The sequence below is a fragment of the Streptomyces sp. 8K308 genome (assembly GCF_004348315.1).
Lineage (GTDB): Bacteria > Actinomycetota > Actinomycetes > Streptomycetales > Streptomycetaceae > Streptomyces.
Genome location: NZ_SMKC01000020.1, coordinates 1 through 17,764, shown reverse-complemented (window position 1 = coordinate 17,764; position 17,764 = coordinate 1). Strand labels below are relative to the sequence as shown.

19 protein-coding genes are annotated in these 17,764 nt (G+C 72.9%); 8 read left to right on the top strand and 11 right to left on the bottom strand.

Annotated elements, in window-relative coordinates; genetic code table 11:
• Positions 1 to 202: 202 nt before the first annotated feature.
• Both E1265_RS05355 and E1265_RS05350 read left to right on the top strand, forming a co-directional pair.
• Positions 203 to 1,330: a sensor histidine kinase gene (locus E1265_RS05355; protein WP_132929049.1), complete on the top strand. Its 1,128-nt coding sequence runs from the start codon at positions 203 to 205 to the stop codon at positions 1,328 to 1,330.
• The gene (locus tag E1265_RS05350; RefSeq protein WP_132929048.1) at positions 1,327 to 1,989 is read left to right on the top strand and encodes a response regulator transcription factor; all 663 of its coding nucleotides are present in this window, start codon (positions 1,327 to 1,329) and stop codon (positions 1,987 to 1,989) included. The genes E1265_RS05355 and E1265_RS05350 overlap by 4 nt, the downstream gene beginning before the upstream one ends.
• Before the next feature lie 354 nt (positions 1,990 to 2,343).
• Here the strand turns inward: E1265_RS05350 and E1265_RS05345 are convergent, their stop codons facing one another.
• Positions 2,344 to 3,141 (bottom strand): aminotransferase class IV family protein, encoded by a 798-nt coding sequence (locus tag E1265_RS05345; RefSeq protein ID WP_132929047.1) that lies wholly within the window; start codon positions 3,139 to 3,141, stop codon positions 2,344 to 2,346.
• Between the two features lie 93 nt (positions 3,142 to 3,234).
• Here E1265_RS05345 and E1265_RS05340 point away from each other — a divergent pair, with 93 nt between their 5' ends.
• Positions 3,235 to 3,588: a MerR family transcriptional regulator gene (locus tag E1265_RS05340; RefSeq protein ID WP_132929046.1), complete on the top strand. Its 354-nt coding sequence runs from the start codon at positions 3,235 to 3,237 to the stop codon at positions 3,586 to 3,588.
• Positions 3,589 to 4,244: 656 nt separating this feature from the next.
• Here E1265_RS05340 and E1265_RS05330 read toward each other — a convergent pair.
• Complete coding sequence (locus E1265_RS05330; protein ID WP_243740549.1) at positions 4,245 to 5,117, bottom strand: MBL fold metallo-hydrolase; 873 nt, start codon at positions 5,115 to 5,117, stop codon at positions 4,245 to 4,247.
• A 71-nt stretch (positions 5,118 to 5,188) separates the two neighbouring features.
• Here E1265_RS05330 and E1265_RS05325 point away from each other — a divergent pair, with 71 nt between their 5' ends.
• From E1265_RS05325 to E1265_RS05315, 3 genes are all read left to right on the top strand, one after another.
• Positions 5,189 to 5,653 (top strand): MarR family transcriptional regulator, encoded by a 465-nt coding sequence (locus E1265_RS05325; protein ID WP_132929045.1) that lies wholly within the window; start codon positions 5,189 to 5,191, stop codon positions 5,651 to 5,653.
• A 156-nt stretch (positions 5,654 to 5,809) separates the two neighbouring features.
• The gene (locus E1265_RS05320) at positions 5,810 to 6,994 is read left to right on the top strand and encodes a macrolide family glycosyltransferase (protein ID WP_132929044.1); all 1,185 of its coding nucleotides are present in this window, start codon (positions 5,810 to 5,812) and stop codon (positions 6,992 to 6,994) included.
• A 461-nt stretch (positions 6,995 to 7,455) separates the two neighbouring features.
• Positions 7,456 to 8,859 carry an APC family permease gene (locus E1265_RS05315; RefSeq protein WP_132929043.1) on the top strand — a complete coding sequence of 468 codons (1,404 nt, stop codon included), beginning with the start codon at positions 7,456 to 7,458 and terminating at the stop codon, positions 8,857 to 8,859.
• Positions 8,860 to 9,505: 646 nt separating this feature from the next.
• Here the strand turns inward: E1265_RS05315 and hisF are convergent.
• The 7 genes from hisF to hisD are packed head-to-tail and all read right to left on the bottom strand — an operon-like array spanning position 9,506 to position 14,868.
• Entirely contained in the window at positions 9,506 to 10,276 is a 771-nt protein-coding gene (hisF, locus tag E1265_RS05305) for an imidazole glycerol phosphate synthase subunit HisF (protein ID WP_132929042.1), read from the bottom strand.
• Positions 10,273 to 11,013 carry a bifunctional 1-(5-phosphoribosyl)-5-((5-phosphoribosylamino)methylideneamino)imidazole-4-carboxamide isomerase/phosphoribosylanthranilate isomerase PriA gene (gene priA, locus E1265_RS05300; RefSeq protein ID WP_132929041.1) on the bottom strand — a complete coding sequence of 247 codons (741 nt, stop codon included), beginning with the start codon at positions 11,011 to 11,013 and terminating at the stop codon, positions 10,273 to 10,275. The genes hisF and priA overlap by 4 nt, the downstream gene beginning before the upstream one ends.
• Complete coding sequence (gene hisH, locus E1265_RS05295) at positions 11,013 to 11,660, bottom strand: imidazole glycerol phosphate synthase subunit HisH (protein ID WP_132929040.1); 648 nt, start codon at positions 11,658 to 11,660, stop codon at positions 11,013 to 11,015. Before hisH ends, priA begins: the two co-directional genes overlap by 1 nt.
• Before the next feature lie 4 nt (positions 11,661 to 11,664).
• The gene (locus tag E1265_RS36830; protein ID WP_165953646.1) at positions 11,665 to 11,820 is read right to left on the bottom strand and encodes a hypothetical protein; all 156 of its coding nucleotides are present in this window, start codon (positions 11,818 to 11,820) and stop codon (positions 11,665 to 11,667) included.
• Positions 11,817 to 12,407 carry an imidazoleglycerol-phosphate dehydratase HisB gene (gene hisB, locus E1265_RS05290; protein WP_132929039.1) on the bottom strand — a complete coding sequence of 197 codons (591 nt, stop codon included), beginning with the start codon at positions 12,405 to 12,407 and terminating at the stop codon, positions 11,817 to 11,819. Before hisB ends, E1265_RS36830 begins: the two co-directional genes overlap by 4 nt.
• Positions 12,404 to 13,519, bottom strand: a complete 1,116-nt coding sequence (locus E1265_RS05285; RefSeq protein ID WP_132929038.1) for a histidinol-phosphate transaminase — start codon at positions 13,517 to 13,519, stop codon at positions 12,404 to 12,406. The genes hisB and E1265_RS05285 overlap by 4 nt, the downstream gene beginning before the upstream one ends.
• The gene (gene hisD / locus E1265_RS05280) at positions 13,516 to 14,868 is read right to left on the bottom strand and encodes a histidinol dehydrogenase (protein WP_132929037.1); all 1,353 of its coding nucleotides are present in this window, start codon (positions 14,866 to 14,868) and stop codon (positions 13,516 to 13,518) included. Before hisD ends, E1265_RS05285 begins: the two co-directional genes overlap by 4 nt.
• A gap of 113 nt (positions 14,869 to 14,981) precedes the next feature.
• On the opposite strand from hisD, the gene E1265_RS05275 reads away from it, so the two are divergent.
• Entirely contained in the window at positions 14,982 to 15,728 is a 747-nt protein-coding gene (locus E1265_RS05275; protein ID WP_132929036.1) for an LON peptidase substrate-binding domain-containing protein, read from the top strand.
• 13 nt (positions 15,729 to 15,741) lie between these two features.
• Positions 15,742 to 16,233 carry a Cys-tRNA(Pro) deacylase gene (gene ybaK / locus E1265_RS05270; RefSeq protein WP_132929035.1) on the top strand — a complete coding sequence of 164 codons (492 nt, stop codon included), beginning with the start codon at positions 15,742 to 15,744 and terminating at the stop codon, positions 16,231 to 16,233.
• Here ybaK and E1265_RS05265 read toward each other — a convergent pair.
• Both E1265_RS05265 and E1265_RS05260 read right to left on the bottom strand, forming a co-directional pair.
• Positions 16,220 to 16,876 carry an ABC transporter permease gene (locus E1265_RS05265; RefSeq protein ID WP_132929034.1) on the bottom strand — a complete coding sequence of 219 codons (657 nt, stop codon included), beginning with the start codon at positions 16,874 to 16,876 and terminating at the stop codon, positions 16,220 to 16,222. The two genes, ybaK and E1265_RS05265, sit on opposite strands and share 14 nt — an antisense overlap.
• Positions 16,877 to 16,959: 83 nt before the next feature.
• Positions 16,960 to 17,739, bottom strand: coding sequence for an ABC transporter permease (locus E1265_RS05260; RefSeq protein ID WP_132929033.1), 780 nt, complete (start codon positions 17,737 to 17,739; stop codon positions 16,960 to 16,962).
• Positions 17,740 to 17,764: the final 25 nt, after the last annotated feature.

The following is a 17,764-nucleotide window of genomic DNA, read 5'->3' as shown; positions in this document are numbered from 1 at the left end:
TCGCGAGGTTCGATGTGCTGTGAGCATGCGGGCCGGACCCTCTGCCGGTCGTCCAGCAGACGCGGACACTTTCCGCTGCCGCCACCGCGGGATCCGGATACCGCGGACGCGGCAGACGGCTCGGCGGTACCGCACCCGCGGTAGCCGACCGCTCGTCCATGAGCCTGACTCGCCCGCCACCGCGTCCGGCTACGGTGCCCCCATGGACAAACGACGGCTCGCTGTCCCAGCCAGGGTCACCGACGGGGCGATCGCCGTGGGCGTGGCAGCGCTGATGCTGGGCACCGGGCTGGCCGGGCCACACCCGGCCGGAGGCCGCGAGCTGCTCGGCTCCGCGCTGCTGGCGGCCGGCGGGCTGGCGCTGGCCGCGCGCCGCCGGACGCCGCTCATGGTCATGGCCGTCACCGGGCTGTGCGCGGCGGGCTATCAGGAAGTCGGGTTCGACGTGCTCGCCGTCTCGTACCTGGTCGCGGTCTACGGCGCGGTACGCGCCGGTCACCGCGCCGTCGCACTGGCCGCCTCCGTGGGTCTGCTGGCCGTACTCCACCTCACCGCCCTGGTCTTCCAGGACGGAACCGCGCGCGAGGTCGTGGCGCAGGCCCGGAGCACCCTCGAGCTCGCCTGGCTGATCGCCGCCTTCGCCGCCGGGGAGGCGGTGCGACAGGCCGAACGGCGGGCGGACGAAGCCGAGCGAACCCGCGAGGAGACCGCGCGACGCCGGGCCGACGAGGAGCGGCTGCGCATCGCGCGGGAGCTGCACGACTCGCTCACCCACCAGATCTCGGTCATCAAGGTGCAGTCCGAGGTCGCGGTCCACGTGGCCCGGCGGCGGGGCGAGCAGGTGCCGGAGGCCCTGCTGGCGATCCAGGAAGCCGGCCGGGAAGCGAGCCGGGAGCTGCGCGCGACCCTGGAGGCGCTGCGCGACGACGACACCACCCCGCCGCACGGACTCGACCACATCCCCCACCTGGTGAGACGGCTCCAGACGACCGGCCTTGAGACGACGCTGACGATCGAGGGAAATCCGCACCCGGTGCCGGCCGCGGTGGGCCGCACCGCCTACCGGATCGTTCAGGAGTCGCTCACCAACGTCACCCGGCACGCCGCCGCGACCACTGCCTCCGTGCTCGTCGACTACCGGCCCGGCACCCTGACCATCCGCGTCGACGACAACGGAAAAGCCACCTCGCACTCCGCGCCGACGCCCGGCCTCGGGCTGCTCGGCATGCGCGAACGCGTCACCGCCCTGGGCGGCCGACTACACACCGAGCCGCGCAGCGCGGGCGGCTTCACCGTCCAGGCCGAACTCCCCACGAACGGAGCGTCGTGATCCGTGTCCTGCTGGTCGACGACCAGCCGCTCATCCGCAGCGGCTTCCGCGCGCTGCTCGCCCTCGAAGACGACATCGAGGTGGTGGCCGAGGCCGCCGACGGGAAACAGGGCCTGGAACTCGCCCGGGAGCACCTGCCCGACGTCGCGCTCATCGACATCCAGATGCCCGTCATGGACGGCATCGAAGCGACCCGGCACATCGCCGCGGACCCGGCCCTGGCCGACGTACACGTCGTGATGCTGACCAACTACGGCATGGACGAGTACGTCTTCGACGCGCTACGCGCCGGCGCCGCCGGCTTCCTCGTCAAGGACATCGTGCCGGAGGACCTCCTGCACGCCGTACGCGTCGCCGCCCGGGGCGACGCCCTGCTCGCGCCCACCATCACGCGCAAGCTCATCGACCGGTACGTCGCCCAACCGCCCCCCACCCGCGCCGCCAGCGGTCTTGAGGAGCTGACCAGCCGCGAGCGCGAGGCGGTCGCCCTGGCCGCCCAGGGCCTGTCCAACGACGAGATCTCCGACCGCCTGGTCATCAGCCCGTCGACCGCCAAGACCCACATCAACCGGGCTATGGCCAAGCTACACGCCCGCGACCGCGCCCAGCTCGTGGTCCTTGCCTACGAATCCGGCCTGGTGGCCCCACGCAACACCTGACCCCGCGCGCCGCTGGCGGGCCAGGGCGCTACGGCGCCTCGTCGCCCGGGACCTCGCGGGCCAGCTCCCTGGTCATCCACGCACCGTGGATCTCCTCCTCGGTGCGTGGCGCAGGACGTGCGGCCGCGCCGCGCCCCGCTGGAACTCCCGCACCCTGGCTACCTCCAGCAGCGACGAAACCGATATCGGCATCCGGTCCCACGCGCGCGTCGGCCTTCCCCCGATCTCTCCCGCGGCCGCCTCGGGACACACTTCGCGAGGGCGAGATCGGTTGCCGATATCCGAGAGCGAACCCGTGATGGACAACGCGCTCGCCCGCGCGTCGCCCAAGCGAGCGCCCCATCCGGCCCTCCGTCAGGGAGCGGTGAGCGGCTCCGCCGCGTAGGCCCGCCGCAGGACGTCGAGGAACGCCGGCGCCTCGGGCACGTCGGCGGAGCCGATCCGTCGCACCGCCACCCCCGGCGTCCACGAGTTCATGACCACGGCCCCGGCCAGTGCCGGCAGGTCGTCGGGGGCGACCTCCCGCACCCGCTGCCGCACGCCGAGCAGGTCGAGCTGACGGCGGAGGATGCCCATCGTGGTCCCGCCGAGCACCTCGGCCTCCGGCCACACCACCCCCTCGCCGTCCCAGAAGGCGAGGTTCCAGATCGTCGCCTCGCTCAGCCGCCCCCGTCGGTCGACGAACGCCGCGTCGTCGAAGCCGTCGGCGACCGCCCGGCGCAACAGGTACGTCTTGGCCACCTCCCCCACGTGCTTCACCCCGGGCAGCGCCCGCTCGTGCTCCACCACGGCCAGCGCCAGAGGACCCCGCGGCCCGTCCGTGGCCGACCCGGTCCGCACCAGCACGTCGAGCTCTCCGCTGGCCGCGGTGAACTCACCGACCGACGAGTAGACCGTCGCCGTCAGCGACACGTCCGCCGGCCCTTCCGCCAGCGCGGCCCGCAGCAGCTCACGCACCCGCTCGTCGGGCAGCGCCCGCCCGAACAGCTCGACCGACGCCGACCGCAGCCGCGCCAGGTGGAGATCAAGACCCCTGATCCGCCCGCCCCGCACCTGCGCCGCCGTGAAGTGCGCGTGTCCCGCGAACGCCAGCGGCGCGAGCTCCTCGGCGGCAGCCGGCCGCCCGTTCCGTTGCACCACAAAGAAGGTCACGCTCTGCTCCCTCGAAATCCGGAATGTTCACAGCGCCGGCAACGTTAGGGCGTGACACCGGTGGAAGGGTCAAACGCGGATGGTGTGCGCCACATGCTGATCGGAGAGCTGTCGAGACTGACCGGGGCGAGCCATCGCTCGCTGCGCTACTACGAGGCCCAGGGCCTCCTCACCGCGCGGCGTGGCGTGAACGGCTATCGCGAGTACGACGAGGGCGCCGTCGCCACGGTGCGGCAGATCCGCGCCCTGCTGGAGATCGGCCTCTCCACCGACGTGATCCGCACGGTCCTCCCCTGCGTCCGGGGCGAGCTCCGCGACCCGTCCCACCTCACCTGGTGCGACGACCTCCGCGCCGTCCTGACCCGCGAGCTGGCCAGCATGGACGACCGCATCACCGGCCTCCAACGCAGCCGCCGCGCCCTCGCGAGCTACCTGACGGAGTCCTGAGCCGGCGCGAGCTCGTTCCTCGACCACCTGGTGCGCGCCCAGGATCGGCGCATAGGAAGGACCGACCGCGCCAGCCGGGTGATCGCGGCTTCGCCGGAAACCGTCTACGGTGCCCTGCTCGACCGGGAGGCCCTGAGGTATGGTTGCCGCCGGACGGCATGCGGGGGCGGGTCGAGCGGTGGGACCCATGGCCCGGTGGTGGGTTCCGGAGGGTCCTCACCTACCTCGACCCCGCCGACAGCCCCGGCAAGTCGTCGGACGCCACGGACGTCGTCGAGGTCGGCTTCGCCGCCCTGGTGCCGCCCGAGCGCGTGGTGCAGCGGGCCGTGTTCGAGGCCGACGACCCGTCGTTCGCGGGCACGATGACGATGACCTGGCAGCTCACCACCGCCGGCGTGTGGCACCGAGGTGACCGTCACCGCCACCGACGTCCCGCCCGGCATCGACCAGGCGGATCACGAGGCCGGGCTCGCCTCCTCACTGGCCAACCTGGCCTCGTACGTCCAGGCCGCCAGGTGACCACCGGACCGGCGCCGCCGCGCGGCTACCGGCGCGGGGACTCCGCCAGGTCGCTGACTCGCACCGGTATCCAGTCGGCGCCATCCGGCCAGCGTAGTCGGTTGATCAGACGCACCTCGACCGACCGTTCGGCCCCGTCACTCGTCCACCGGCACCCAGGCCAGTCGGCCGTCGCCGTCCGCACGGACCTGGCCGAAGACGACATCGGCGAAGTGGACGCCGAAGCCGATCGTGTCGGGGCGCTGGAGTTCGGCGGCGAGTGCGCGGCGCACGTCCGTGGACTGGCTGGTGTCGTGGTCGGGGGCCGCATGCCAGTCGGGGTGGTTGAGCTGGGCCGGCGAGTGCAGGGCGTCGCCGAAGGCGATCAGGCGGCGGTCGGCCGAGCCGATGACGTAGGTGGCGTGGCCGGGCGTGTGGCCGGTGGAGAGCCGGACCCGCACGTCGGGGAATATCTCCTCGCCGTCCGTCACGGTGCGGACGGCGGGGGCCAGCGCGTCGAGCATCTTCCGGCTGGTGCCGTGCGGTTCGAGGAGGTCGCGCCGGGTCCACTCGGGTTCTGACACCAGGTGGGCGGCGTGGGCGAAGGGGAGGCGGTCGTCGCCCGGGGCCGGCTGCCAGGCCCAGCCGATGTGGTCGATGTGCAGGTGGGTGAAGGCGACGGCCTCGATGTCCCGAGGGGCGCGGCCGAGTTGGGCCAGGTTCTCCAGAAGGGCGCCGCCGTGGATGCCGGCGACCGCGTCGCCGCCCTCGCCTTGAGGGGAGTACGGCCCGAAGCCGGCGTCGATCAGCAGAGCGCGGCCGTCGCGCTCCACCAGCAGGCTGCCGATGCCGGCCACGACGTGGCCCGCGTCGTCCAGGTACGCGGAGTGGGCGGCCCACTCCTGCTCGGTGCTGGTGGGGAACCAGCCGGTCGGGGTGAGGTAGCACGCCCCGTCCGGCACATAGGTCACCGTGGTCTCGCCGAGTCGCAGCGACCTGATGGTCGCCGGTGTGCGCAGTCGTTCGTCCATGGACCGACCGTAAAGCATCAAACTAGAAACATTCAAGCTTGCAAGTTTCAGACTTGAGCTAAGATGGCCGCATGACGATGGACCGAACGACGCAGGCCATCGCGGAACGACAGCTGTGCGGCCTGGTCAACGGGATGGCCCAGCAGATCGCCGAGCACCTGCGGCAGCGCGCCGCCGCGCTCGGGCTCACCGCGCCGCAGGCGACCGCGCTGCGCGAGCTCGGCGGGCCGATGACCATGCGGGAGCTCGCCGAGCGCATGAGCTGCGAGCCGTCCAACGCCACCTTCGTCGTCGACAGGTTGGAGAAGCAGGGGCTCATCGAGCGCCGGCCGCACCCCACCGACCGCCGGGCCAGGCATCTGGTGCTCACGTCGGACGGCACCGCCCTCCGGGAGCGGCTGCTCGCGCTCCTCAGCGAGGATTCCCCGCTGGCCGGCCTCTCACCGGAGGAACAGGGCACGCTGCGAAGCCTGTTGGAGCGCGCCATCGTGCCCGGCGGCCGTAATGCGGGGGCGAGCGTGATCACGGCCGGCTAGGCTGCCGCCCATGCAGATCCAGATGTACGGCTGACGCGGCCCCCGGGCGACGCCCGGCCTCCGCTCCACGTGTCGTGCGGGCGCCCGACCCTCCGCCGGCGGCGCCCAGACTCGTCGTTCCCTCTTCCGCCGTACCTCTGAAACGAGTGATCCTCCATGTCACGTCGCCGTGCCCACATCGCCATGGTCGGCATCCCCGCCGTCAGCCACGTCCTGCCGAGCCTCGAGGTCGTCCGCGAGCTCGTGTCCCGCGGCCACCGCGTGAGCTACGCCAACGACCCGCGCGTCGCGCGGGTGGCCGAGCCGATCAGGGAGACGGGCGCCGAGCTCGTGCCCTGCCACTCCACGCTGCCCGTGGACGACAACGACTGGCCGGACGACCCCATCGCCGCCATGGGACTCTTCCTCGACGACGCCATCCAGGCGCTCCCCCAACTGCGCGCCGCCTACGACCCGGAACCGGCCGACCTCTACCTGTACGACATCGGCGGCTACGCGGCCCGCGCCCTCGCCGAGGCACAGGGGCGGCCGCTCCTCCAGCTGTCGCCGACCTATGTGGCCTGGCAGGGCTACGAGGAGGAGGTCGCGGCGCAGCTGTGGCAGCTGCCAGGCGCCGACGCCTACCGGGCCAGGTTCGCCGACTGGCTGGCCGGCTGCGGGGCGACCACCACCGACGTGGACGCCTTCTCCGGGCGCCCGCCCCGGGCCCTGGCGCTGGTCCCCCGGGCCATGCAGCCCCAGGCCGACCGGGTGGACACCGAGACGGTCACCTTCGTCGGCCCCTGCTTCGGCGCCCGCGCGGAACGCGAGTCGTGGACGCGCCCGGCCGGCGCGGAGAAGGTGCTGCTGGTCTCGCTGGGCTCCGCGTACACCCGCAGGCCCGAGTTCTACCGCCAGTGCCTGCGCGCCTTCGGCGACCTGCCGGGCTGGCACGTGGTGCTTCAGATCGGGCGGCACACCGACCCGGCCGAGTTGGGCGCGATCCCGGCCAACGTCGAGGTCCACCCCTGGGTGCCGCAGTTGGCGATCCTGGAGCTGGCCGACGCGTTCGTCACCCACGCCGGGATGGGCGGCAGCGGCGAGGGACTGTTCACGGGCGTGCCGATGATCGCCGTCCCGCAGGCCGTCGACCAGTTCATGAACGCCGACCGCCTCGTCGAGCTCGGCGTGGCCCGCCGCCTCGACACGGCGGACGCCACGGCCGACGCGCTGCGGACGGCGCTCACCGAGCTGACCACCGACCCCGAGGTGGCCAGGCGCTCGGCCCGGCTGCGGGCCGAGGCCCGCGCCGAGGGCGGCACCGAGCGGGCCGCCGACCTCATCGAGGAGTCACTGCGCTGAGCCGGCCGGCTCGACAAGAGTGTGGTCGTCCCGATCGTCGTAGGCGTCCCGGAGGGCCTCGTCCCAGCCGTGTACGGAGTGACGGCGCTCGGGCAGGGCCGCGCGCGGGACAGTGCAAGGCCTGGTCGACATTCGGTGCCGCGGGCGCGCGTCGGGGCGTGGTGTGCCACCTGACGCGCCGGCTTGACCTGCTCGCCGACCGCGCCGCCGCGCTGACGCTGCTGGGGTCGTCCGCCATGTGACCCCTGTGTTAAATCTCCGTTTTCGTAGGGTCTGCGCCGAAGGCGATTAGATGACGATCGATCCGCATATACGGCTTTTGCCGTCCGGGTGATTCTGCCGCGACGTACATAACCGGAACGCGATGTGTGCGTGAAGGCCATAGCGTGCTCGCCTTGACATGTGTTCACTACTCCCACCTGGGGGGCTATCCAGATTATTGACGACAGACAGGCTTCCGCATGGCGAACAACAGCGGCTTTCTCAGAGTCCTCGGCAGGGGAGACGTTCTGGCGCTGGCCTTCGGCGCGATGATCGGCTTCGGCTGGATCGTGCTGACCTCCGGCTTCATCGGCGACGCCGGACCGGTCGGCGCCGCCCTGGCCATGACGGTCGGCGGCGTGATCGTGTGCCTGGTCGGCCTCACTTACGCCGAGCTGGTCTCCGCGATGCCGCACGCCGGCGGCGAACATCACTACGCGCTGCGCGCGCTGGGCGGTCGCGGGGCGTTCGTGGCCTCCTGGGCCATGGTCCTGGGATACATATCGGTCGTCGCGTTCGAGGCCGTGGCGCTGCCGCAGACCATGCTCTACCTCTTCCCCGACATGCTCGCTGGGCACCTGTGGACGATCAACGACTACGAGGTCCACGCCAGTTGGGTCGCCGTCGGAGTCGTCGCGGCCATCGCGATCACCGCGCTGAACTACATCGGCATCCGCCCTGCCAGCGTCTTCCAGACCATCGCCGTGCTGTTCCTGCTCTGCGCGGGCGGCGCACTGCTGCTCGGCGCGCTCACCGGAGGCTCGACCGACAACATGCGGCCCCTGGTCACCGGCGGCATGGACGGCTTCTACGCCGTGCTGGTCGCTGTGCCCTTCCTCTTCGTCGGCTTCGACGTGATCCCCCAGTCCGCCAGCGAGATCAAGCTCCCGTACCGGCTGGTGGGCAAGCTCCTGGTGCTCTCGGTGCTGTGCGCGACCGTCTGGTACGTCATGATCATGCTGACCGTCGGCTCCGGCCTCAGCCGCACCCAGCTCGGCCTCTCCGACCTCGCCTCCGCCGACGCCATGGCCGCCCTGTGGCACAGCCAGACCATGGGCGACATCCTCATCATCGGCGGCATCGCCGGCATCCTGACCAGCTGGAACGCCTTCCTCATCGGCGGCAGCCGGCTGCTCTACGCGATGGCCCGGTCCGGCATGCTGCCTGCCTGGTTCGGCGTCATCCACCCCCGGTTCCGCACTCCCGGGAACGCGGTGCTCTTCATCGGGTGTCTGTCGGTCATCGCGCCGTTCTTCGGCCGGCCGATGCTGGTGTGGCTGGTCGACGCGGGTGGCATCAACATCGTCATCGCGTACGTCGTCGTGGCGCTGTCCTTCCTCGTGCTGCGCCGCCGCGAGCCCGCGATGGACCGCCCCTTCCGCACCCCCGCCGGCCCGGCCGTAGGCGCCGCCGCGCTGCTGTGCGGCATCGGCCTCGGCGTCCTCTACCTGCCCGGCATGCAGGCCGCGCTCGTCTGGCCCGAGGAATGGGCCATTGTGGGCGCCTGGTGGCTGGTCGGCGCGGTGTTCCTGTGGCGGCTGCCGCGCGTGACGGCGGGGGCGGACGCCGAGGAACGTCTGCTCGCCGCGGTCGCCGCGCGATAGGGCCTGTCGGGCGGATCTCTCCGGACCGGCCCCCAGAGGCCGAAGCTGTCTCGTACCGGGCGCACATTGGTAGACCGCACACCCTTGCGGTCGGGATGCCAGCGGTTCAGAGGGTATGACAGAGCCCCGCCCGCGCGCTCTGGGGGAAGCGCAGGCGGGGCGGTGCCCGGCCCCGGAGGGGAAGCGACGGAACCCGGGGCGGCGCCCTCCCCTCATCCGGAGGGCGGGTAGAGGCCGCGGCTGGCCCCTGGTCGTGACCAGGCGGTGCGAGCTGGCCGGTCGGTGGCGCTCTCACCGCGTGTGCGCGCGGCACCCCGCGTACGAGGGCGACGTCGTGTTCGGTGACGGTGGTGACGGCCTTGACGCGTCGGGCCTCGCGGACGTACGGCGTCTTGGCGAGGCCGTCGGCGGTGCCGGTGATGTCGGGGCGGAGCCGCAGACCGGGGAAGGGGTTGGTTCTCGGCCACCGTCCACACCCTTCGCTGATGCGCAATAGCCGAGGATGTGGCTCCGCACCACCAGGGCTCATTCGGATGAGCGACAACTATGAAAGGCGCGCCACCCACCGTCAGGACACCGCGAACGGCTAATACCTGACTAATAACCCCCAGGTCGGGGCAGGTGGCGCGCCTCGCGCCCGTCGACGTCAGCGGACCAGGTGGCCGGCCCCCCGCAGCGCGTCCTTGACCTCGCCGATCCGCAGGTCGCCGAAGTGGAAGACGGAGGCGGCGAGCACCGCGTCGGCGCCCGCCTCGATGGCCGGCGCGAAGTGCTCGCGCCGGCCGGCGCCGCCCGAGGCGATCACCGGGACGGTGACGTGCTTGCGGACGGCGGCGATCATCGACGTGTCGTAGCCGTCCTTGGTGCCGTCCGCGTCCATCGAGTTGAGCAGGATCTCGCCGGCGCCCAACTCGGCCGCCTGGTGCGCCCATTCCACGGCGTCGAGGCCGGTGCCGCGCCGGCCGCCGTGGGTGGTGACCTCGAAGCCGGAGGGGGTGGTGGTGCCCTCGGGGCAGCGGCGGGCGTCCACCGAGAGGACGAGCACCTGGCTGCCGAACCGCTCGGCGATCTCCCTGATCAGCTCGGGGCGGGCGATCGCCGCCGTGTTGACGCCCACCTTGTCGGCGCCGGCGCGCAACAGCCGGTCCACGTCGGCCGTGGTCCGCACGCCGCCGCCCACCGTGAGCGGGATGAAGACCTGCTCGGCGGTGCGACGCACCACGTCGTAGGTGGTCTCCCGGTTCCCCGATGAAGCCGTGATGTCGAGGAACGTCAGCTCGTCGGCACCCTCGGCGTCGTAGACCTGCGCCATCTCCACCGGATCGCCCGCGTCCCGCAGGTTCTGGAAGTTGACGCCCTTGACGACCCTGCCCCCGTCCACGTCGAGGCAGGGAATGACCCGTACGGCAAGGCTCATGCGGCGACCTCTCCGCCGGAGACCACGGCCAGCGCCTCCTCAAGCGAGAACGCCCCGGCGTACAGGGCCTTGCCGACGATGGCGCCCTCGACGCCGTCCGGCACGAGGGTGGCGAGCGCGCGCAGGTCGTCGAGCGAGGAGACCCCGCCGGAGGCCACCACCGGGCGGTCGGTGGCCGCGCAGACGGAGCGGAGCAGCTCAAGGTTGGGGCCCTGGAGGGTGCCGTCCTTGTTGATGTCGGTGACCACGTAGCGGGCGCAGCCCTCGGAGTTCAGGCGCTCCAGCGTCTCGAACAGGTCGCCGCCGTCCCGCGTCCAGCCGCGGCCGCGCAGCGTGGTGCCGCGCACGTCGAGGCCGACCGCGATCCGGTCGCCGTGCTCGGCGATGACCTTGGCCACCCACTCCGGCGACTCCAGGGCGGCCGTGCCCAGGTTGACGCGGGTGCAGCCGGTGGCCAGCGCGGCGGCGAGCGACTCGTCGTCCCTGATGCCGCCGGAGAGCTCGACCTTGATGTCCATGGCGCGGGTGACCTCGGAGATGCGCGCCCGGTTGTCGCCGGTGCCGAACGCGGCGTCCAGGTCGACCAGGTGCAGCCACTCGGCGCCGGCCGCCTGCCACGCGAGGGCGGCGGTGAGCGGGTCGCCGTAGGAGGTCTCGGTACCGGAGACGCCGTGCACCAGGCGGACGGCCTGGCCGTCGCGGACGTCGACGGCGGGAAGCAGTTGCAGCGTGGACATCAGAGGGTCTCGATCCAGTTGGTGAGGAGGCGGGCGCCGGCGTCGCCGGACTTCTCCGGGTGGAACTGCGTCGCCCACAGCGGCCCGTTCTCCACGGCGGCCACGAACGGGTCGCCGTGGGTGGACCAGGTGACCCTGGGCGGGGCCTGGGCCGCGTGGTGGGTGGGCAGCTCCCAGTCGTGCACGGCGTAGGAGTGCACGAAGTAGAAGCGGTCCTCGGGCGAGAGGCCGGCGAACAGCTCGGAGTCGGCCGGGGCTTCGACGGTGTTCCAGCCCATGTGCGGCACTATGTCGGCGCGCAGCGGGCCGACCGTGCCTGGCCACTCGTCCAGGCCCTCGCTCTCCACGCCGTGTTCGATGCCCCGGGCGAAGAGGATCTGCATGCCGACGCAGATGCCGAGCACCGGTCGGCCGCCGGCGAGCCGGCGGCCGATGATCCAGTCGCCGCGGGCCTCGCGCAGCCCGTTGATGCAGGCGGCGAACGCGCCCACGCCGGGCACCAGCAGGCCGTCGGCGTTGAGCGCGGTGTCGTAGTCGCGGGTGATCTCGACCTGGGCGCCCGCCCTGGCCACGGCGCGCTCGGCGGAGCGCACGTTGCCGAAGCCGTAGTCGAAGACCACCACCTTCCTGGCGCTCGTCGCGGTCATGTCGTCACCCCAGCCTCAGGACGCCGGCGAGCAGGCAGAGCGCGCTGCCGGTGCCGAGCAGCACGACCACGCCCCTGGGCAACCCCTGCTTGACGAACGAGATCACCCCGCCGAGCAGGAAGAGCCCGACCACGATCAGCGCGGTGGACGTCCCGTTCACAGCGCGCCCTTGGTGGAGGGGATCCCGGTCTGCCGGGGGTCGATCTCGCTGGCGTAGCGCAGCGCCCTGGCCAGGGCCTTGAACTGGCACTCCACGATGTGGTGCGCGTTGCGCCCGTAGGGCACGTGCACGTGGAGCGCGATCTGGGCCTGGGCGACGAAGGACTCCAGGATGTGCCGGGTCATGGTGGTGTCGTAGGAGCCGATCATCGGCGCCATGTTCTCCGGCTCGCGGTGCACCAGGTAGGGCCGGCCCGAGAGGTCGACGGTCACCTGGGCGAGCGCCTCGTCGAGCGGCACGGACGCGTCGGCGAACCGGACGATGCCCCGCTTGTCGCCGAGCGCCTCCCGGAACGCGGCGCCCAGCGCGAGCGCCGTGTCCTCGATGGTGTGGTGGCTGTCGATGTGCAGGTCGCCCTCGGTGGTGACGGTGAGGTCGAACAGGCCGTGCCGACCGAGCTGGTCGAGCATGTGGTCGAAGAAGCCGACTCCGGTCGACACGTCGACCTTTCCGGTGCCGTCGAGATCGATCTCGACCTTCACCGAGGTCTCCTTGGTGGTGCGCTCCACGCGACCCACGCGGGTCATTCGCTGATCTCCTTCATCACGGCTCGTACCGCGTCGAGAAACGCGTCGTTCTCCTTCCGGGTGCCGGCGGTGACCCGCAGGCGCCCCGGCACCCCGTTGTCCCGCACCAGCACGCCGTGGTCGAGCAGCCGCTGCCAGACGTCGTGCGAGTCGGCGAAGCGCCCGAACTGCACGAAGTTGGCGTCGGACTCGGTGACCTCGCAGCCGAGCTCCCGAAGCTCGACGACGAGCCGGTCCCGCTCGGCCTTGAGCTCCTCGACATAGCCGAGCAGCGTGTCGGCGAACTCGAGCGCCGCGTGCGCGGTGGCCTGGGTGACGGCCGACAGGTGGTACGGCAGGCGCACCAGTTGCACGGCGTCGACGACGGCCGGGTCGGCGGCGAGGTAGCCGAGCCGGAGCCCGGCGGCGCCGAAGGCCTTCGACATGGTGCGGCTGATCACCAGCGTGGGCCGGCCCTCGATCAGCGGCAGCAGTGAGGGCCGGTGGCTGAACTCGGCGTACGCCTCGTCCACGACCACCAGCGCGCCCGGGCCGCCCCTGGCCGCCTGCGCCGCCTCGTACAGCGCGAGCACCGTGTCGGCCGAGACGGCCGTGCCGGTCGGGTTGTTGGGCGAGCAGATGAACACCACGTCGGGCCGGTGCTCGTGGATCGCGGCCACGGCGGCCTCGGTGTCGATGTCGAAGCTCTCGGTGCGCGGCCCGGAGATCCAGCCGGTGCCGGTACCCCGGGAGATCAGCGGGTGCATCGAGTAGGAGGGGTCGAAGCCGAGGGCCGTGCGGCCCGGGCCGCCGAACGCCTGGAGCAGCTGCTGCAGGATCTCGTTGGAGCCGTTGGCCGCCCAGACCTGGTTGGGCCCGAGCGGGTGACCCGTGGTGCGGGTGAGGTAGCCGGCGAGCTGGGTGCGCAGGCCCACCGCGTCCCGGTCGGGATAGCGGTTGAGGGTGCGGGCGGCGTCCGAGACGCGCTCGGCGATGCGCCGCACCAGCTCCTCCGGCATCGGGTACGGGCTCTCGTTCACGTTGAGCCGTACCGGGACGTCGAGCTGCGGGGCGCCGTAGGGGGACTTGCCGCGCAGTTCGTCCCGGACGGGGAGGTCGTCGATGCGGGTCACTTGCTCTGGGGAACCTTCCGGTCGGCCTTCCTGTCGGCTGCGAACCTCTCCCTGACCGCCGCGCCGTGGGCCGGCAGGTCCTCGGCCTCGGCGAGGGTCACCACGTGGTGGGCGACGCCGGCCAGGGCCTCGCGGTCGTACTCCACGACGTGCACGCCGCGCAGGAACGACTGTACGGAAAGCCCCGACGAGTGGCAGGCGCAGCCCCCGGTGGGCAGCACGTGGTTGGAGCCGGCGCAGTAGTCGCCGAGCGAGACGGGGGCGTAGGGGCCGACGAAGACGGCGCCCGCGTTGCGCACCCGGGCGGCGACGGCCGCCGCGTCCTCGGTCATGACCTCCAGGTGCTCGGCCGCGTACGCGTCGACGACGGCGAGCCCCTGGTCCAGGTCGGCCACCAGGACGGTGCCGGACTGCCGGCCGGCCAGCGCCTCGGCGATCCGCTCCTGGTGCTTGGCGGCCGGCACCTGGCGGGCGAGCTCAGCGTCCACCGCGTCGGCGAGCGCCTCGGACGGGGTGACCAGCACGGCGGCGGCCAGCACGTCGTGCTCGGCCTGGCTGATCAGGTCGGCGGCGACCAGGCGCGGGTCGGCGCTGTCGTCGGCGAGCACGGCGATCTCGGTGGGGCCGGCCTCGGCGTCGATGCCGATCACGCCGCGCAGCAGCCGCTTGGCGGCGGCGACGTAGACGTTGCCCGGGCCCGTGACGAGACGGGCGGGGCGGCACTCCTCGGTGCCGTAGGCGAACATGGCGACGGCCTGGGCGCCGCCGGCCGCGTGGACCTCGGTGACGCCGAGCAGGGCGCAGGCGGCGAGGATGGTGGGGTGCGGCAGGCCGCCGTGCTCGGCCTGCGGCGGCGAGGCCACGGCGAGCGAGCCGACGCCGGCCTCCTGGGCCGGCACCACGTTCATCACCACGGACGACGGGTAGACGGCGCGGCCACCGGGCACGTAGAGGCCGACCCGCTCGACGGGGATCCAGCGCTCCGTGACGGTGCCGCCCGGCACGACGCGCACGGTGGAGTCGGCGCGCCGCTGGTCGCGGTGGACGAGGCGGGCGCGCCTGATGGACTCCTCGAGGGCGGCCCTGACGGCCGGGTCGAGGGCGGCCAGTGCCCGGTCGAGCTCCTCGACGGGCACCCGGACCCGCTCGATGGTGACGCCGTCGAACCGCTCCGCGTACTCGATCAGCGCCGCGGTGCCGTGATGGCGCACGTTCTCGCAGATGGGCCGCACCTTCTCCAGGGCGGCCTCGACGTCGAGCTCGGCGCGCGGCAGCAGGTCGCGGTCGATACCGGCCGTGGGTGACCCGGCGGTCAGGTTCGCGTCCCGCAGATCGATTCGGTTCAGCACGTCTCCAGTCTCGCAGACGGCCGGAACCGGGCGGTGCCGCGTTCACCATGCGGGCCACGCGGGGGGCCGTGCGCGGGTAGCGGCGTTCGGCTCAGCCGATAGGCTGGCCGGTCGTGACGACCACGCGCCTGCCGCTCTTCCCGTTGAACACCGTGTTGTTCCCCGGGTTGGTGCTGCCGCTCAACGTGTTCGAGGCACGCTATCGCGCCATGATGCGCGACCTGCTCGAACTGCCCGACGAGGCGCCGCGGCCGTTCGCGGTGGTCGCCATCAGGGACGGGCACGAGACCGCGCCGAGCGGGCTCGGGCTGCCGGAGGCAGGCGAGCGCCCGGAGCTCGGCCCCACCGGCGGGTTCGACCAGGAGGATCCCCGGCACTCGTTCCACGACGTCGGCTGCGTGGCGGACGCGTCGACGATCAGGCCGCGGCCGGGAGACGAGGGGTTCGAGGTGCTGGCCACCGGCACCACCCGGTTCCGGCTGCTCTCGGTCGACGCGGGCGGGCCCTATCTGACGGCCGAGGTCGAGCCGTTGGAGGAGGTGGCCGGCGAGGGCGCGGGCGCGCTGGCGTCCGGGGTGCTGCGGGCCTTCCGCGGCTACCAGAAGGTGCTGGCCGGCGCCAACGAGCGGACGCTGGCGCCTCGGCAGGAGCTGCCGGACGACCCGTCGGTGGTCTCCTACCTGGTGGCGGCCGCGACGATGCTCCACACGGCTGACAAGCAGCGGCTGCTGCAGGCCAAGGACACGGCGACGCGGCTGGCCGAGGAGCTGCGGATCCTGCGGCAGGAGACGGCGCTGATCGCGCGACTGCCCTCGGTGCCGGGCACGGAGTTCACGGTCCGGCCGACCAACCTCAACTGATCCGGGGGGATCCGTGGCGAAGCGAAGGCAGCAGGGCGGCACACCGGCGACGGTGGCCGCGAGCCGGGCCGGGGTGCCGTTCACGCTGCACGCGTACGAGCACGACCCGGCGGTCGGGTCCTACGGCGAGGAGGCGGCCCGGGTCCTCGGCGTCGATCCCGGCCGGGTGTTCAAGACGCTGGTGGCCGAGGTGGACGGGGAGCTGGTGGTGGCGCTGGTGCCCGTCTCGGCCTCGCTCGGCCTGAAGGCGCTGGCAGCGGCGGTCGGCGGGAAGCGGGCAGCGATGGCCGAGCCGGCGGCGGCGGAGCGCGCCACCGGCTACGTGCGGGGCGGGATCTCGCCGCTCGGGCAGCGGCGGCGGCTGCGCACGGTCGTGGACGGGTCGGCGGTCGACCTGGCGTCGGTGTTCGTGTCCGCCGGCCGCCGGGGCCTGGAGATCGAGCTGGCGCCGGCCGACCTGATCCGGCTGACGGGCGCGGTCAGCGCTCCGATCACCCGGGGGTAGGCCCTGGGTCGCCGGTCGCCTCACCCCATCGGGGGAACTCGGCGGGCACCGGCTGCGGGTCGCGGGGGCCCCAGAGGGCCATGCAGATCAGGTGGAGCCCGAGGGCGGCGAACGGCAGGCCGAGCAGCACGCCGCGGGCGCCGAGCTCGAGCGGGGCGTCGAAGACGGCGTCCCCCGCCTCGCGGGCGCGCGCGGCCACGTCCTGCTCGGGGCCGAACCAGACGCCGATCCGCCAGGCGATGAACGAGCCGAGCAAGGCGCCGGCGGCGAGACCGATGACGGACGCCACCCCGCCGTGGCGGCGGAGCAGGAACACCACTACGCCGGCCACGGCTCCCAGGGCGAGCCCGGCGAGGAAGAAGGTGCCGTCCGCGCCGAAGGCCTGCTGGCCCTCGGGCTCGGCGAGGATCACGTCGCTGCCGCTGGCGACGAGCGGCACCCGGGGCGCCCACCACAGCCAGGCCAGGCCGAGCAGCGGTCCTGCGAGCACCGCGACCGGCACCGCGACGAGCAGCGCCCCGCGTATCTCCCGCCACCAGCGCCGCGCGGCCGGCTCCGCGGGGACTTGTGGGCTCGCCGCCCACGGGTCGTGGCCGCCGTCGACGGCGGGGCGGGGTTCCGGTGCTGGCTCGGGTGCGGTCACCCGGTCATCCTGCCAGGTCCGGCAGCCTGTTCGGCCAACGGGACGGCTGTTCGGGCGCATGAACGGCTCGCCGTCTCAACGCCTCAACGCACCGCGGCCCTGCGGTACGCCCAGGTCGCCAGGGCCAGCGCCACGGCGCCGACGACCGCGCAGACGGTGAGGTTGGCGACCACCGAACCCCAGTCGGGCCGCGGATCGAGCGCGACGGCCAGCGCGTCCACCCCGTAGCTGGACGGCAGCAGCTCGCGCAGCCAGCGGGCGAGCTCGGGCAGCCGGGACTCGGGCAGCACGCCGAGCAGCAGGGCCGCCGACATGCCGAGCTGCCCGCAGAGGGTGGCCAGCTCGGCGCGGGGCGCCAGCAGCCCGAGCGCGGCCCCGAGACCGGCGAGCGCGGCCCCGACGAGCGGCACGACGGCCAACGCCACCCAGAGGCCGCCCAGCGGCAGCTGGTAGAGCAGGGCCCCGACGAAGGCCACGACCAGCACCCCTGGCACCGTGAACGAGGCGTACGCGGCCGCCGTCCCCAACGCGACGGCGGCGCCGGGCACCGGGAGCGTGGCGTAGTGGTCGAGCCCCCCGGCGGCCCTGAGGTGCCCGAAGTACTGGGCGAGCAGGTTGAGCGCGACGAAGGCCACGACGAGCACGGCTGAGCCGGCGACCACGGCACGCGCCTCCTCGCCGCCGCCGTCGACGACGCCGCGCATCAGGACCATGATCCCGACGGACTGGAACGTCGCCACGAACAACAACGGAATCCGCGCCACCCGCGCCCGCGACAACTGCGCCCGGTACACGGCCACCAGCGCCCCCCACACCGCCACCCGCGGCCCCAACGCGACCACGGCCTCACCACCGCGAGCCATCAACACCCTCCCGTCCCGTCACCAC